The organism is Pseudomonas pisciculturae (assembly GCF_015461805.1).
Lineage (GTDB): Bacteria > Pseudomonadota > Gammaproteobacteria > Pseudomonadales > Pseudomonadaceae > Aquipseudomonas > Aquipseudomonas pisciculturae.
Window position 1 is genome coordinate 184,635 of sequence record NZ_JACVZE010000009.1, and the last position, 13,390, is coordinate 198,024.

Annotated in this window: 13 protein-coding genes; 9 read left to right on the top strand and 4 right to left on the bottom strand. The window is 59.1% G+C overall.

Annotated elements, in window-relative coordinates; all coding sequences use genetic code 11:
- The first annotated feature begins 299 nt into the window (after nt 1–299).
- From ICY20_RS23330 to ICY20_RS23340, 3 genes are read left to right on the top strand one after another with little or no spacing between them, the layout of a single operon-like run.
- Nucleotides 300–1,739, top strand: a complete 1,440-nt coding sequence (locus ICY20_RS23330; RefSeq protein ID WP_194938691.1) for a cytochrome ubiquinol oxidase subunit I — start codon at nt 300–302, stop codon at nt 1,737–1,739.
- 1 nt (nt 1,740) lies between these two features.
- Nucleotides 1,741–2,748 carry a cytochrome d ubiquinol oxidase subunit II gene (gene cydB, locus ICY20_RS23335; protein ID WP_159956053.1) on the top strand — a complete coding sequence of 336 codons (1,008 nt, stop codon included), beginning with the start codon at nt 1,741–1,743 and terminating at the stop codon, nt 2,746–2,748.
- Nucleotides 2,749–2,760: 12 nt separating this feature from the next.
- Complete coding sequence (locus ICY20_RS23340) at nt 2,761–2,928, top strand: DUF2474 domain-containing protein (RefSeq protein ID WP_010562540.1); 168 nt, start codon at nt 2,761–2,763, stop codon at nt 2,926–2,928.
- Nucleotides 2,929–2,993: 65 nt separating this feature from the next.
- Here ICY20_RS23340 and ICY20_RS23345 read toward each other — a convergent pair whose 3' ends face one another.
- The gene (locus ICY20_RS23345) at nt 2,994–4,118 is read right to left on the bottom strand and encodes a methyltransferase (protein WP_194938692.1); all 1,125 of its coding nucleotides are present in this window, start codon (nt 4,116–4,118) and stop codon (nt 2,994–2,996) included.
- 160 nt (nt 4,119–4,278) lie between these two features.
- Nucleotides 4,279–4,989, bottom strand: coding sequence for a helix-turn-helix transcriptional regulator (locus tag ICY20_RS23350; protein WP_159956057.1), 711 nt, complete (start codon nt 4,987–4,989; stop codon nt 4,279–4,281).
- A gap of 377 nt (nt 4,990–5,366) precedes the next feature.
- On the opposite strand from ICY20_RS23350, the gene ICY20_RS23355 reads away from it, so the two are divergent.
- Entirely contained in the window at nt 5,367–6,143 is a 777-nt protein-coding gene (locus ICY20_RS23355; RefSeq protein ID WP_159956059.1) for a ferredoxin--NADP reductase, read from the top strand.
- A gap of 45 nt (nt 6,144–6,188) precedes the next feature.
- On the opposite strand, the gene mscL is transcribed toward ICY20_RS23355, so the two are convergent.
- The gene (gene mscL / locus ICY20_RS23360; RefSeq protein WP_017737414.1) at nt 6,189–6,605 is read right to left on the bottom strand and encodes a large-conductance mechanosensitive channel protein MscL; all 417 of its coding nucleotides are present in this window, start codon (nt 6,603–6,605) and stop codon (nt 6,189–6,191) included.
- 287 nt (nt 6,606–6,892) lie between these two features.
- Here mscL and katB point away from each other — a divergent pair, with 287 nt between their 5' ends.
- From katB to radA, 3 genes are read left to right on the top strand one after another with little or no spacing between them, the layout of a single operon-like run.
- Nucleotides 6,893–8,434 carry a catalase KatB gene (gene katB / locus ICY20_RS23365; RefSeq protein ID WP_194938693.1) on the top strand — a complete coding sequence of 514 codons (1,542 nt, stop codon included), beginning with the start codon at nt 6,893–6,895 and terminating at the stop codon, nt 8,432–8,434.
- 58 nt (nt 8,435–8,492) lie between these two features.
- A complete protein-coding gene (locus tag ICY20_RS23370; protein WP_194938694.1) occupies nt 8,493–9,032 on the top strand; it encodes an ankyrin repeat domain-containing protein in 540 nt (179 codons plus the stop codon).
- A 35-nt stretch (nt 9,033–9,067) separates the two neighbouring features.
- Nucleotides 9,068–10,435: a DNA repair protein RadA gene (radA, locus tag ICY20_RS23375; RefSeq protein ID WP_194938695.1), complete on the top strand. Its 1,368-nt coding sequence runs from the start codon at nt 9,068–9,070 to the stop codon at nt 10,433–10,435.
- 132 nt (nt 10,436–10,567) lie between these two features.
- On the opposite strand, the gene ICY20_RS23380 is transcribed toward radA, so the two are convergent.
- Nucleotides 10,568–10,936 carry a PilZ domain-containing protein gene (locus tag ICY20_RS23380; protein WP_159956065.1) on the bottom strand — a complete coding sequence of 123 codons (369 nt, stop codon included), beginning with the start codon at nt 10,934–10,936 and terminating at the stop codon, nt 10,568–10,570.
- A 174-nt stretch (nt 10,937–11,110) separates the two neighbouring features.
- On the opposite strand from ICY20_RS23380, the gene ICY20_RS23385 reads away from it, so the two are divergent.
- Nucleotides 11,111–13,177 carry a carbon starvation CstA family protein gene (locus ICY20_RS23385; protein WP_159937320.1) on the top strand — a complete coding sequence of 689 codons (2,067 nt, stop codon included), beginning with the start codon at nt 11,111–11,113 and terminating at the stop codon, nt 13,175–13,177.
- Nucleotides 13,178–13,192: 15 nt separating this feature from the next.
- Nucleotides 13,193–13,390, top strand: coding sequence for a YbdD/YjiX family protein (locus ICY20_RS23390; protein ID WP_003176208.1), 198 nt, complete (start codon nt 13,193–13,195; stop codon nt 13,388–13,390).

A 13,390-nucleotide genomic window follows, 5' to 3' on the forward strand; every position in this document is an offset into this window, starting at 1 on the left:
CCGGAGGGAGCACCGAGATTATCACTAAGTTGTAACAGATAGTTGCAACAACTGAGCTGAGGCAGTCTGTCACGCGGCAAAAGACCACGCCGTCCTACAGCGAAAACCGGACTACTCTTTCAGCAATGCTTGATCCAGATCAAAACCTCCCCAGGGATTGCTCTGGCGGCCTCAGGGCCAGATTCCCTACGTGGTGAGTTAAAAAAGAAACGAATTGAAATTCGCCAGACTCCATATCCGTGGGGGCAGTGGGTGCAGGCTCCCGCCAGCAGCCGGTATTACCTGACAGAGGAAGACATATGTTCGGTTTGGAGGCGCTAGATCTCGCCCGAATTCAATTTGCATTCACCATCTCGTTCCACATCCTGTTCCCGGCGATCACCATCGGCCTGGCCAGTTACCTCGCGGTGCTGGAAGGCTTGTGGCTCAAGACCCACAACGACACCTACCGTGACCTCTACCATTTCTGGTCGAAGATCTTTGCCGTCAACTTCGGCATGGGCGTGGTCTCAGGTTTGGTCATGGCCTACCAGTTCGGCACCAACTGGAGCCGCTTCTCGGACTTCGCCGGCGCCGTCACCGGGCCGCTGCTTACCTATGAAGTGCTCACGGCGTTCTTCCTTGAGGCGGGTTTCCTCGGGGTGATGCTGTTTGGCTGGAACAAGGTGGGGCGCAAGCTGCACTTCTTCTCCACGGTCATGGTGGCCGTCGGTACGTTGATTTCGACCTTCTGGATTCTGGCGTCCAACAGCTGGATGCAGACGCCCCAGGGCTTTGAAATCATCGATGGCCGCGTGATTCCTACCGATTGGCTGGCGGTGATCTTCAACCCGTCGTTCCCTTACCGCCTGGCGCACATGGCCACAGCGGCGTTCGTAGCGACTGCGTTTTTCGTCGGCTCGTCGGCAGCGTGGCATTTGCTGCGCGGCAAGGACAGCCCGGCCATCCGCAAAATGCTCTCGATGGCGATGTGGATGGCGCTGATCGTCGCGCCGATCCAGGCGGTGATCGGTGACTTCCATGGCCTTAATACCTTGAAGCACCAACCGGCGAAAATCGCCGCGATTGAAGGCCACTGGGAAAACATCGGCAATGAGCCGACCCCGTTGATCCTGTTCGGCTGGCCGGACATGAAAGAGGAAAGAACCAAATATGCTGTCGAGATTCCGTACCTGGGCAGCCTGATCCTCACTCACTCCCTGGATAAACAGGTGCCGGCCCTCAAGGAGTTCCCGCCTGAAGACCGCCCCAACTCGACCATCGTGTTCTGGTCGTTCCGGGTCATGGTCGGCCTGGGCTTCTTGATGATCTTCACCGGTTTGTTCAGCCTGTGGCTGCGCCGGGGCGACAAGATGTATACGTCCAAGCCGTTCTTGTACCTGGCGCTGTGGATGGGGCCGTCCGGCCTGATCGCGATTCTCGCCGGCTGGTTCACCACCGAGATCGGCCGACAGCCGTGGGTGGTCTACGGTTTGATGCGCACGGCGGATGCGTCGTCCGGGCATAGCCTGGCGCAGATGACTATTACCCTGGTGTTGTTCGTGGTGGTGTACTTCGCGCTGTTCGGCGCGGGCCTTGGCTACATGATGCGCCTGGTGCGCAAAGGCCCTGTGGCCCATGACGTGACCGAGCCAACCCACGGTGGCCCTGGCCAGAAACGCACGCCAGCCCGTCCGTTGTCGGCTGCCGATGATGGCACCGAAGACGATCACGCTGACATCCAGCACAAGGGGAATTGAGATGGGTATTGATCTTCCGCTGATCTGGGCCGTGATCATCATCTTCGGCATCATGATGTACGTGGTCATGGACGGCTTCGACCTGGGTATCGGCATTCTCTTTCCGTTTATCCCCGGCAAAGTCGACCGTGACGTGATGATGAACACCGTCGCCCCGGTGTGGGACGGCAACGAAACCTGGCTGGTACTGGGCGGTGCGGCGCTGTTCGGCGCCTTCCCGCTGGCCTATTCGGTGGTGTTGTCGGCGTTGTACCTGCCGCTGATCTTGATGCTGATCGGCCTGATCTTCCGGGGCGTGGCGTTTGAGTTCCGCTTCAAGGCCAAAGACCACAAGCGGCACCTGTGGGATAAAGCGTTTATCGGCGGCTCGCTGGCGGCGACGTTCTTCCAGGGCGTGGCACTGGGGGCGTTTATCGATGGCATCCCGGTGGTGGATCGCCAGTTCGCTGGCGGCTCGCTGGATTGGGCAACGCCGTTCACGATGTTCTGCGGCGTGGCGTTGATCGTGGCTTACGCGTTGTTGGGCTGCACCTGGCTGATCATGAAGACCGAAGGCCCGTTGCAGGAAAAGATGCACAACCTGGGGCGGCCGCTGGCCTATGCGCTGCTGGCAGTGATCGGCGTCGTGAGCATCTGGACACCGCTGACCCACCCGGAAATCGCCTCGCGCTGGTTTACCTTGCCGAACCTGTTCTGGTTCCTGCCGGTGCCGATTTTGGTGCTGGTGACCTTGTACGGGTTGATTCGCGCCGTGGCGCGTAATGCGCACTACACGCCGTTTTTGCTGACGCTGGTGTTGATCTTCTTGGGCTACAGCGGTTTGGGGATCAGCCTGTGGCCGAACATCATCCCGCCATCGGTCTCGATCTGGGACGCCGCCGCGCCGCCGCAAAGCCAGGGCTTTATGCTGGTGGGCACGTTATTCATCATCCCGTTTATCCTGGGCTACACCTTCTGGAGCTACTACGTGTTCCGCGGCAAGGTTACCCACGAAGATGGTTACCACTAGGAGGGGCGTCTCATGTCTGGCAAACCTACGTTGCACGAGATCGAACAGGCCGAGAAACAGCCGTTGTGGCGGCGCCTGGGGTGGCTGGCGATGATCTGGACCGGCAGCGTGCTGGCCCTGTTTGTCGTGGCCAGCCTGATGCGCATGTTTATGAATGCGGCAGGCCTGACCACCCACTGATATCCCACCCGGGCTTTGTGGCCCGGCTTTCAACCCTGCCCCTTGCGAGAGCGGCAGGGTTTTTTTTATTTGCGCGCTTTGAGGATGACAAATTTTGGCGTGGTGGCCACTTGCTCGACGCCACGGAACAAGCGCGCCAGCTTGGTGTGATAACCCAAGTGACGGTTGCCGACTATATAGAGCGCGCCGCCCACCACCAGGGCTTCCCGTGCCTGTTGGAACATACGCCAGGCGAGGAAGTCACCCACTACCTGCTGTTGGTGGAACGGCGGGTTGCACAACACCACGTCCAGCGAATCGGCTTCCTGGCCGGCCAGGCCATCGCCAGCGCGCACGGTGACATCGCGTTCACCCAGCGCCGCCAGCCAGTTGTCGGTCGCCGATTGCACGGCCATATAGGATTCGTCCACCAGCGTGTACTGCGCGTCGGGGTTTTGCAGTGCGCTGGCAATCGCCAATACACCATTGCCGCAACCCAGGTCGGCCACACGGGCGCTGCCCAGGTTGTTTGGCAGGTGCGGCAGGAAGGCGCGGGTGCCGATGTCGAGGCCCTCGCGGCAGAACACGTTGGCGTGGTTAAGCAGCTCGATGGCTGGCGTGTCCAGCGTGTAGCGGGTCGGGTAGGGCGAGACTGCCACGGGGCGATCGGCGACGGTGGCGATCAACAGGCGCGCCTTCTTCACTGCAAGCGAGGCGTGCATCGGCCCGATGTAGCGTTCCAGTAATTCGCCTGCTGCGCGTGGCAAATGCTTGATCATCGCTGCGGCGACGACTTCGGCACCTGGCGCCAGTTGGCCTTGCAGGCGGATGAGTTGTTCTTCCAGCAACGCCAGGGTTTTGGGGACGCGAATCAGCACCCGGTCAAACGGCCCGCTCGGCGCTTGGCTGGCAGGCACGAACGGTACGGCATCAAAGGCCTTGCCGTTGCGCACCAGGTTTTTCTCCAGGCCCAGGGCCGCCAGGCATGAGTCGCCGCTGGAGGTTACCTGCACGTGGTCTGCAAGGCTGGCAGCCAAGGCGCCGAAACTGTCGTTGAGCACCAGCACGCGCGTGGTGGCGTTTGGTTGCTGCTCGGCCAGGTAGGCGAGCAAATACTCGTCGGCCGCATCGAAGGCTTGCAGCGGATCGTTATGTTGCTCTGGCTGGCGGATCAGATCGAGCTGGGCGAAGGGGCTTTCGAGCAGGGGCATGGCGAGGGAGGCTCTGGGTCAACGATGGGGGCCCGGCGGCGGCCAGCCGGACAGTCTGAGTGAACGACGGTTGCACCCTGGTGGGGCTACTCAACACTCAGAATTGGCCGTAAATGTTACGTTTTTTTCAGAGGGATTACATGCAGTGTTTCTGCGCCGTTTAAATAATCCCGCTGCGAGCGGCACTGAGTACTGCGGCGATCTTGTTGTTGACGCCCAACTTTTTGAAACAACTGCAGATATGAAAGCCCACTGTGCGTTCGGACAGGCACAGGATTCTGGCAATGTCCGCAGCCGTCTTGCCCATGCCTGACCACATGAGAATTTCCCGTTCTCTAGGCGTCAATTTACAGGCAGGGCTGGCGTCGGGTTTTTCAGCATATTTGCGCACCACAACCGCATGCATTGCGTGGCACAACCACAATACATGGCCGGCTTTTTCGTACAGTTCTTCCGGGCTGACCCGCCCCTCGCGACGCGCCAGGGTCAGCATGCTGAACACCCCCTGGAAATCATGCACGGCTTGGGTCCATCCCACGTTTACGCCTAAGGTATTCGCCAGGGACCATAGGCTTGGGGTGTCTTTGAATGTGTTTTCCTCCCAGACAATCGGCAGTACCGAGTTCTTGCAGTGTTTGACGACAGGGTCCACATCGAAAAAGTGTGCCTGGCTATACAGTGCGGACCATTCATTGGGGTAGTTGTTGAGATCAATCGGTTTGGTTTGTTTTTGGGGTAATTGAGAACTCATCTTGAAGGAACAGTATTGGAAGCCAAGCTCATACGTTTTGTTGATGACCATTTCAAATACACTGGTGATCTCGTTCTCGCCTTCCAGTTTGGGGAGCCGTGTATTGCGCCAGTTAAGCATCGGTAACTCTCCATGGATTTCCGCGATTTGGGTACGTCCTTAACCCCAAAGCTGCACGGAAATGAGTGTAGGACAACGGCTACATTGCGAGAGGAAAATTTCGTTATTGTGAACCACGGTTTAAATGTTTTTTGGCGCGAACGTTAGTTGGCTTGGTAAGCGTTTAGTTGAATGTGGAGAGTTATTAGTAGCTTGAGTCGTTTGCAAGCATCAAATGACGGAGTGTATGTAATGCGAGTGATAGCGTTAATAGCGAATTGATTTGCAGTGCAACTAAAAAGCCACTATTGAATGCTTGCATGATGCCACTACCAACCGTAGGTGTTTCCACGAGCCACTTTGAGGGACACTAGGGCACCTGTAGAACGGAGGCCCCCATGACGGCCAGTGCTGAGAAATTTACCCGCCAGACCTTGCTTGATGTGCAATCGCTGACCCCCAGCCTGTTTACCCTGCGCACCACACGCGATCCGGGCTTTCGTTTCACCGCGGGCCAGTTCGTGCGTCTGGGCGTGACCAAGGCCGATGGCAGCACCGTATGGCGCGCCTATTCCGTGGTGTCCTCACCGTTTGACGAACACTTGGACTTTTTCTCGATTGTCGTGCCGGGCGGGGAGTTCACCAGCGAGCTGAGTCGCCTGCGCGTGGGTGATACCTTGATGGTTGAGCGCCAGGCCACTGGGTTCCTGACATTGAACCGGTTTGTCGACGGGCGCGACTTGTGGATGCTTGGCACCGGCACCGGGGTGGCGCCGTTCCTGTCGATCCTGCAGGACTTCGAGGTCTGGGAGAAATTCGAGCGTATCGTCCTGGTGTACAGCGCCAGGGAGGCCAAGGAGCTTGCCTACCAATCACTGATCAATGAATTGGGCGAGCGCGAGTATTTGGCCGAGTACGCGCACAAGTTCACCTACGTTCCCATCGTCACCCGCGAACAACACCCCGGCGCGCTGAATGGGCGCATTACCACGCTGATCGAAAATGGCGAGCTGGAACGTGCCGCTGGCGTCGAGCTGACTCCGGAACATTCCCGCGTGCTGATTTGCGGTAACCCACAGATGGTCGATGACACGCGCCAACTGCTCAAGCAGCGCGACCTGCAACTGAGCCTGAGCCGACGACCTGGCCAGGTGGCGGTGGAAAACTACTGGTAATAAAAAAGGCGCCTCATGCAGGCGCCTTTTCCAAACTCGCTTTGGTTAAAGCGGTTTGTCGTTCTGTGCCTTGAGCAGATCACGGATCTCACCCAGCAACACTTCTTCTTTGGTCGGCGTCGGCGGCAGGCTTGGCGCCACAGCCTCTTCACGCTTCAGGCGGTTGATTGCCTTCACACCCATGAAGATCGCAAACGCGACGATCACAAAATCGATCACGCTCTGGATGAACTTGCCATACGCCAGCACCACCGCAGGCACATCGCCTTGCGCTGCCTTGAGCGTTATCGCCAAATCGCCGAAGTCCACGCCACCGATCAACAGGCCGATGGGTGGCATCACCACGTCGCCTACAAACGAGGAAACAATCTTGCCGAAGGCGGCGCCGATGATGATACCGACGGCCATGTCGACCACATTACCTTTGACCGCGAAGGCCTTGAACTCACTGATCACGCCCATAGGTTATTCCTTGTTACAGATGAGAAGGGTGGGGCTCAGTGTAATTCAGTCGTAGAGGGCTTGCCCGAAACAACTGTTAACACTGTTAGTTTTTATCGACACATTAAATCGCAAATAGTTTGCAAAGTGCCATCAATCGCGCGCGAATTACGCGTAAATTCAGTGGGTTACCACACTATTTTATTAATCGGGCTGGTACGGCTTTTCTATTTATCTTCTGCGGCCTGGGCCTCTAGCCTCTGGTAAGCACAACTGAATGTGCACTAGAAAAACCAGAGGAAATCTCGATGAAGAACCCAATGAGCCGTGGGCCTGTTTCAGCGCGAACTGCGCTGCTATTGGTCACCGCCAGCCTGCTTTCCCTGTCGGTGCAAGCCGCCAACCTGACCCGCGATAACGGCGCCGCTGTAGGTGACAACCAAAACTCGCAAACCGCCGGCGCCAATGGCCCGGTGCTGCTGCAGGATGTGCAGCTTATCCAGAAGCTGCAGCGTTTTGACCGCGAGCGCATCCCCGAGCGCGTCGTGCACGCCCGTGGCACCGGCGCCCACGGCACCTTTACCGTCACCGACAACCTGAGCGACCTGACCAAGGCCAAGGTGTTTGCCGCAGGTGAGGCGACGCCGGTGTTCGTGCGTTTCTCGGCTGTGGTGCACGGCAACCATTCCCCGGAAACCCTGCGCGACCCACGGGGTTTCGCCACCAAGTTCTACACTGCTGACGGTAACTGGGATCTGGTAGGTAACAACTTCCCAACGTTCTTTATCCGCGATGCCATCAAGTTCCCGGACATGGTCCACGCCTTCAAGCCAGACCCGCGCACCAACCTGGATGACGATTCCCGGCGCTTCGATTTCTTCTCCCATGTACCCGAAGCCACCCGCACGTTGACTGAGCTGTACTCCGACTCCGGCACCCCGGCCAGCTACCGGGAAATGGACGGCAACGGCGTGCACGCCTACAAGTTGATCAACGCCAAGGGTGAGGTGCACTACGTCAAGTTCCACTGGAAGAGCCTGCAAGGCATCAACAACCTCGACCCCAAGCAAGTCACCGAGGTGCAGGGCCGCGACTACAGCCATATGACCAACGACCTGGTCACGCACATCAACAAAGGCGACTTCCCCAAGTGGGACTTGTACGTGCAAGTGCTCAAGCCTGAAGACTTGGCCAAGTTCGACTTCGACCCGCTGGACGCCACCAAAATCTGGCCGAACGTGCCCGAGCGCAAAGTCGGGCAAATGGTGCTGAACCGCAACCCGGCCAACGTCTTCCAAGAGACCGAGCAAGTGGCCATGGCCCCGGCCAACCTGGTGCCGGGCATCGAGCCGTCAGAAGACCGCCTGTTGCAAGGTCGGGTGTTTTCCTATGCCGACACCCAGATGTATCGCCTGGGCGCCAATGCCCTGCAACTGCCGATCAATGCACCACGGGTGACGGTGAACAACGGTAATCAGGACGGGGCGATGAACCTGGGCAAGACCAGCAGCGGCGTGAACTACCAGCCAAGCCGTCTTGAGCCACGGGAAGAGCCACAAACGGCGCGTTACAGCCAATCAACACTGTCGGGCAGCACCCAGCAGGCGAAGATCCAGCTTGAGCAGAACTTCAAGCAGGCCGGTGATTTGTACCGCTCCTACAGTAAGAAAGAGCGTCAGGACTTGATCGAAAACTTCGGCGGCTCCCTGGCCACCACCGATGACGAGAGCAAGCACATCATTCTGTCGTTCCTCTACAAGGCAGACCCGGAATACGGCACCGGCGTGGCCAAGGTCGCCAAGGGTGACCTTGCGCGTGTGAAAGCGTTGGCAGACAAACTGACGGACTGATCCGTCGGTGACGGCCGGCGCCCTTGATCGGGCGTCGGTCCTGGCAGGAGAAACAACCATGCGCATTTCTATCGGCCTGCTGATGGCCATGCTGGCCTTTATTGCCCATGCCGAGTCTCCTGACCCGGTGGCACTCAAGGCCCAGTTACAGGACTACTATTTCGACGCCGCCCGCCGTGGCGACCTCGACATGCTCAACACCTTTATCGACTCCGGCTATGCCCTCAACACCCAGGATGACAAGGGCTACACCGCTTTGATTCTCGCGGCCTACCACGGCCAGGGGCCGTTTGTGGCCCGTCTGCTTGAGGCGGGAGCCGACGCCTGCGTGCAGGACAAACGCGGCAACACCGCATTGATGGGCGCTATCTTCAAGGGCGAGCTTAAAATCGCCCAGCGCCTGCTCGCTACCGACTGCAACCCCGATCAACGCAATGGCGCCGGGCAGACCGCCGCGATGTACGCCGGGCTGTTCAAGCGTGTCGAGTTGCTGGATGCGTTAAAGGCCAAGGGCGCCGATCTCAACGCCGAAGACCCCATCGGCAACAGTGCTTCACGATTGGCCAGCGGTGAAATCCGGACCCAGGCGCCGCGCTGAGCTATCATCGCGGTTTTTCGGTTGGAGGTTCTCAAATGGCAAAGGCCAAGCGCATGTACGGCTGCACAGAGTGCGGCGCGACCTTTCCAAAGTGGGCCGGCCAGTGCACCGAGTGCGGTGCGTGGAACACCCTGACTGAAACCATGATCGAAAGCGGCGGCGCGGCGGCCCCCACCGGCCGTGCTGGCTGGACCGGGCAGCAGGCGCAGATCAAGACCCTGGCTGAAGTCAGCGTCGAAGAGATCCCGCGCTTCTCCACCGCCTCTGGTGAACTGGACCGGGTACTCGGTGGTGGCCTGGTGGACGGCTCGGTGGTGCTGATCGGCGGTGACCCCGGCATCGGCAAGTCGACCATCCTGCTGCAAACCCTGTGCAGCATCGCCAGCCGCATGCCGGCGCTGTACGTCACGGGTGAGGAATCCCAGCAGCAAGTGGCCATGCGCGCCCGTCGCCTGGGCTTGCCCCAGGACCAACTGCGGGTCATGACCGAAACCTGCATTGAAAGCATCATCGCCACGGCGCGTATCGAAAAGCCCAAGGTCATGGTGATCGACTCGATCCAGACGATTTTTACCGAGCAACTGCAATCGGCGCCGGGTGGCGTGTCTCAGGTGCGTGAGAGTGCGGCGCTGCTGGTGCGCTATGCCAAGCAGAGCGGCACGGCGATCTTCCTGGTAGGCCATGTGACCAAAGAGGGCGCGCTGGCCGGGCCTCGGGTGCTGGAGCATATGGTCGACACCGTGTTGTATTTCGAGGGTGAGTCCGATGGCCGTCTGCGCTTGTTGCGAGCGGTGAAGAACCGCTTTGGCGCGGTCAACGAGTTGGGCGTATTTGCCATGACGGACCGGGGGCTGAAAGAAGTCTCCAACCCTTCGGCGATTTTTCTGACGCGCGCCCAGGAAGAAGTGCCAGGCAGTGTGGTGATGGCGACGTGGGAAGGCACTCGCCCAATGCTGGTGGAAGTGCAGGCGCTGGTGGATGACAGCCATTTGGCCAACCCGCGGCGTGTCACCTTGGGCCTGGATCAGAACCGGTTGGCGATGTTGCTTGCGGTATTGCACCGCCATGGCGGCATTCCCACCCACGACCAGGACGTGTTCCTTAACGTAGTGGGCGGGGTCAAGGTGCTGGAGACCGCGTCCGACCTGGCGTTGATGGCGGCGGTGATGTCGAGTTTGCGCAACCGGCCATTGCCCCATGACCTGCTGGTGTTTGGTGAGGTGGGTTTGTCGGGTGAAGTGCGCCCGGTGCCGAGCGGGCAGGAGCGCTTGAAGGAAGCGGCCAAGCATGGCTTTAAGCGGGCCATCGTGCCTAAGGGTAATGCGCCGAAAGAATCGCCGCAGGGGATCAAGATTATCGGCGTGACGCGCCTGGAGCAGGCGTTGGATGCGTTGTTCGAATAACTTAGCAACACCGTAATACTAATGTGGGAGGGGGCTTGCTCCCGGTAGCGGGGTGTCAGTCACACATATATATTGACTGACACACTGCAATCGGGAGCAAGTCCCCTCCCACATGTTGACCTATGTTGGCTGCTAGATCTCCAGCAATGCCGCCAACTCCCGGTGCAGCTCTTCCTCATCTCCAAGATTCAACTCGATCAAGCGCCTTAGATGACTGATCGAATCCAAATCAATGTGCTCACACACAAACCCCAACTGCCCGTGATCATCATGGGTCAGTCGCACCTGCATTCGCACGTCGGTCTCGGCATCCAGGTGGATATCCACATCAAATGGCTGGGTGCTGTCCCCAAGCCACGGCTCGGGCCGTTGCACCAACAAGCCCTTGAGCGACAAATCCACCAATTGCACCGGCCATTCCCGGCCGTTTTGCCCAAGTTCGGTCGTGGCGTCAAAGGCGATCCTGCGGAAACGGCGACGATCAGACGCGTGTTCGGTCATGGTCAAACCCTCTGTGGATAAGGGGATTGTAGCTATTAGCCATTACCCAGCATTTATTTCTGCTTTTTTTGCCCGCAGAAGGCTCTAGACCAACGTAGGGGGGTGGCCTTTAGGGCCAACAGCGCTAAACTCGGAACGGCTGTCCTTTCTGTCCACCCTGGCTGGAATATAAAAATGAAAAATAATAATAGCCTGCTACGCCACTTACCCTGGCTGGTGCTGGCAATCGTAGGAGCGTGCGCCCTAGGCGTAGTGGCCTTGCGCCGCGGCGAGGCGATCAACGCCTTGTGGATTGTGGTCGCTGCGGTGGCCATCTACCTGGTTGCATACCGCTACTACAGCCTGTTCATCGCCAATAACGTGATGCAACTCGATCCACGGCGGGCCACCCCCGCAGTGATCAACAACGACGGTCTGGACTATGTGCCGACCAACAAACACATTCTTTTCGGTCACCACTTTGCGGCGATTGCCGGTGCAGGCCCGCTGGTCGGCCCGGTACTGGCTGCGCAAATGGGTTACCTGCCCGGCACGCTCTGGCTGATTGCCGGCGTGGTGCTGGCCGGTGCGGTGCAGGACTTCATGGTGCTGTTCCTGTCCACTCGTCGCAATGGCCGTTCCCTGGGGGACATGGTTCGCGAAGAGATGGGCCGCATCCCGGGGACCATCGCGCTGTTTGGCTGCTTCCTGATCATGATCATCATCCTCGCGGTGCTGGCGCTGATCGTGGTCAAGGCCCTGGCAGAGAGCCCGTGGGGCATCTTTACGGTGATGGCGACCATCCCGATTGCGATGTTCATGGGCATCTACATGCGCTACATCCGCCCGGGCCGCATCGGTGAGATTTCGATCATCGGCGTGCTGTTGCTGCTGGGTTCGATCTGGCTGGGCGGGCAGATTGCCGCTGACCCGGTCTGGGCCAAGGCCTTCACGTTTACCGGCATTCAAATCACCTGGATGCTGATCGGTTACGGTTTCGTCGCCGCAGTACTGCCGGTATGGCTGATCCTGGCACCGCGTGACTACCTGTCTACGTTCCTGAAAATCGGCACCATCATCGCCCTGGCGATCGGCATTCTGGTCACCATGCCAGACCTGAAAATGCCTGCGTTGACCCAGTTCATCGACGGCACCGGGCCGGTGTGGAAGGGCGGTCTGTTCCCGTTCCTGTTCATCACCATCGCCTGTGGCGCGGTCTCGGGTTTCCATGCGCTGATCTCTTCGGGCACTACGCCGAAGTTGCTGGCCAACGAAAGCCATGCGCGTTACATCGGTTATGGCGGCATGTTGATGGAGTCGTTCGTCGCCATCATGGCCATGGTTGCCGCGTCGGTGATCGAGCCAGGCGTGTACTTCGCCATGAACAGCCCGGCTGCGGTCGTCGGTTCTGACGTCGTCACTGTTGCGCAAACCGTCAGCAGCTGGGGCTTTGCGATTACGCCTGAGGCGCTGTCTGCCGTTGCCCATGACATCGGTGAAACCACCATCCTGGCGCGTGCCGGCGGTGCGCCGACGTTGGCGGTAGGTATCGCGCAGATCCTGCACAGTGTGCTGCCGGGTGAAAACACCATGGCGTTCTGGTACCACTTTGCGATCCTGTTCGAAGCGCTGTTCATCCTGACGGCAGTTGACGCGGGCACCCGTGCTGGCCGGTTCATGCTGCAAGACCTGCTGGGTTCGTTCGTGCCTGCGCTCAAACGCACCGAGTCGTGGACGGCCAACCTGATCGCCACCGCAGGTTGCGTGGCGATGTGGGGTTACCTGCTGTACCAAGGCGTGATCGACCCACTGGGCGGGATCAACACCTTGTGGCCGCTGTTTGGTATCTCCAACCAGATGCTGGCAGGTATCGCGCTGATGCTGGCCACCGTTGTGCTGATCAAAATGAAGCGCCAGCGCTACATCTGGGTGACGATGCTGCCAGCGGTATGGCTGCTGATCTGCACCACCACGGCGGGCTTCATCAAGCTGTTCGACGCCAACCCGGCGATTGGCTTCCTGTCGCTGGCCAAGAAGTACAGCGATGCGCTGGCTAACGGCCAGATCCTGGCCCCGGCCAAGAGCATCGACCAGATGCAGCACGTGATCTGGAACGCCTACACCAACGCAACGCTGACGGCGCTGTTCCTGTTCGTGGTGTTCAGCATCCTGTTCTATGCGCTCAAGGTTGGCGTCGCTGCCTGGGGCAACAAAGAACGTACGGATAAAGAAGCCCCGTTCCAGGCCCAGCCGGACGCGTGATAGAGGATTGCAATCATGTTCAATGACATCAGTCGTCTCGGGAAATACCTCGGTCAGGCCGCCCGCCTGATGGTCGGCATGCCCGACTACGACACGTACGTCGAGCATATGCAAACCAAGCACCCGGACAAGCCGATGATGGACTACAAGGCGTTCTTCCGGGAGCGTCAGGAAGCCCGTTACGGTGGTAAGGGTGGGCCTAAGTGCTGTTGA

Bases quoted from the DNA above. Each gene is read 5' to 3' on its own strand.
- ICY20_RS23330 (WP_194938691.1), top strand. From the start codon at position 300: ATGTTCGGTTTGGAGGCGCTAGATCTCGCCCGAATTCAATTTGCATTC.
- cydB (WP_159956053.1), top strand. From the start codon at position 1,741: ATGGGTATTGATCTTCCGCTGATCTGGGCCGTGATCATCATCTTCGGC.
- ICY20_RS23340 (WP_010562540.1), top strand. From the start codon at position 2,761: ATGTCTGGCAAACCTACGTTGCACGAGATCGAACAGGCCGAGAAACAG.
- ICY20_RS23345 (WP_194938692.1), bottom strand. From the start codon at position 4,118: ATGCCCCTGCTCGAAAGCCCCTTCGCCCAGCTCGATCTGATCCGCCAG.
- ICY20_RS23350 (WP_159956057.1), bottom strand. From the start codon at position 4,989: ATGCTTAACTGGCGCAATACACGGCTCCCCAAACTGGAAGGCGAGAAC.
- ICY20_RS23355 (WP_159956059.1), top strand. From the start codon at position 5,367: ATGACGGCCAGTGCTGAGAAATTTACCCGCCAGACCTTGCTTGATGTG.
- mscL (WP_017737414.1), bottom strand. From the start codon at position 6,605: ATGGGCGTGATCAGTGAGTTCAAGGCCTTCGCGGTCAAAGGTAATGTG.
- katB (WP_194938693.1), top strand. From the start codon at position 6,893: ATGAAGAACCCAATGAGCCGTGGGCCTGTTTCAGCGCGAACTGCGCTG.
- ICY20_RS23370 (WP_194938694.1), top strand. From the start codon at position 8,493: ATGCGCATTTCTATCGGCCTGCTGATGGCCATGCTGGCCTTTATTGCC.
- radA (WP_194938695.1), top strand. From the start codon at position 9,068: ATGGCAAAGGCCAAGCGCATGTACGGCTGCACAGAGTGCGGCGCGACC.
- ICY20_RS23380 (WP_159956065.1), bottom strand. From the start codon at position 10,936: ATGACCGAACACGCGTCTGATCGTCGCCGTTTCCGCAGGATCGCCTTT.
- ICY20_RS23385 (WP_159937320.1), top strand. From the start codon at position 11,111: ATGAAAAATAATAATAGCCTGCTACGCCACTTACCCTGGCTGGTGCTG.
- ICY20_RS23390 (WP_003176208.1), top strand. From the start codon at position 13,193: ATGTTCAATGACATCAGTCGTCTCGGGAAATACCTCGGTCAGGCCGCC.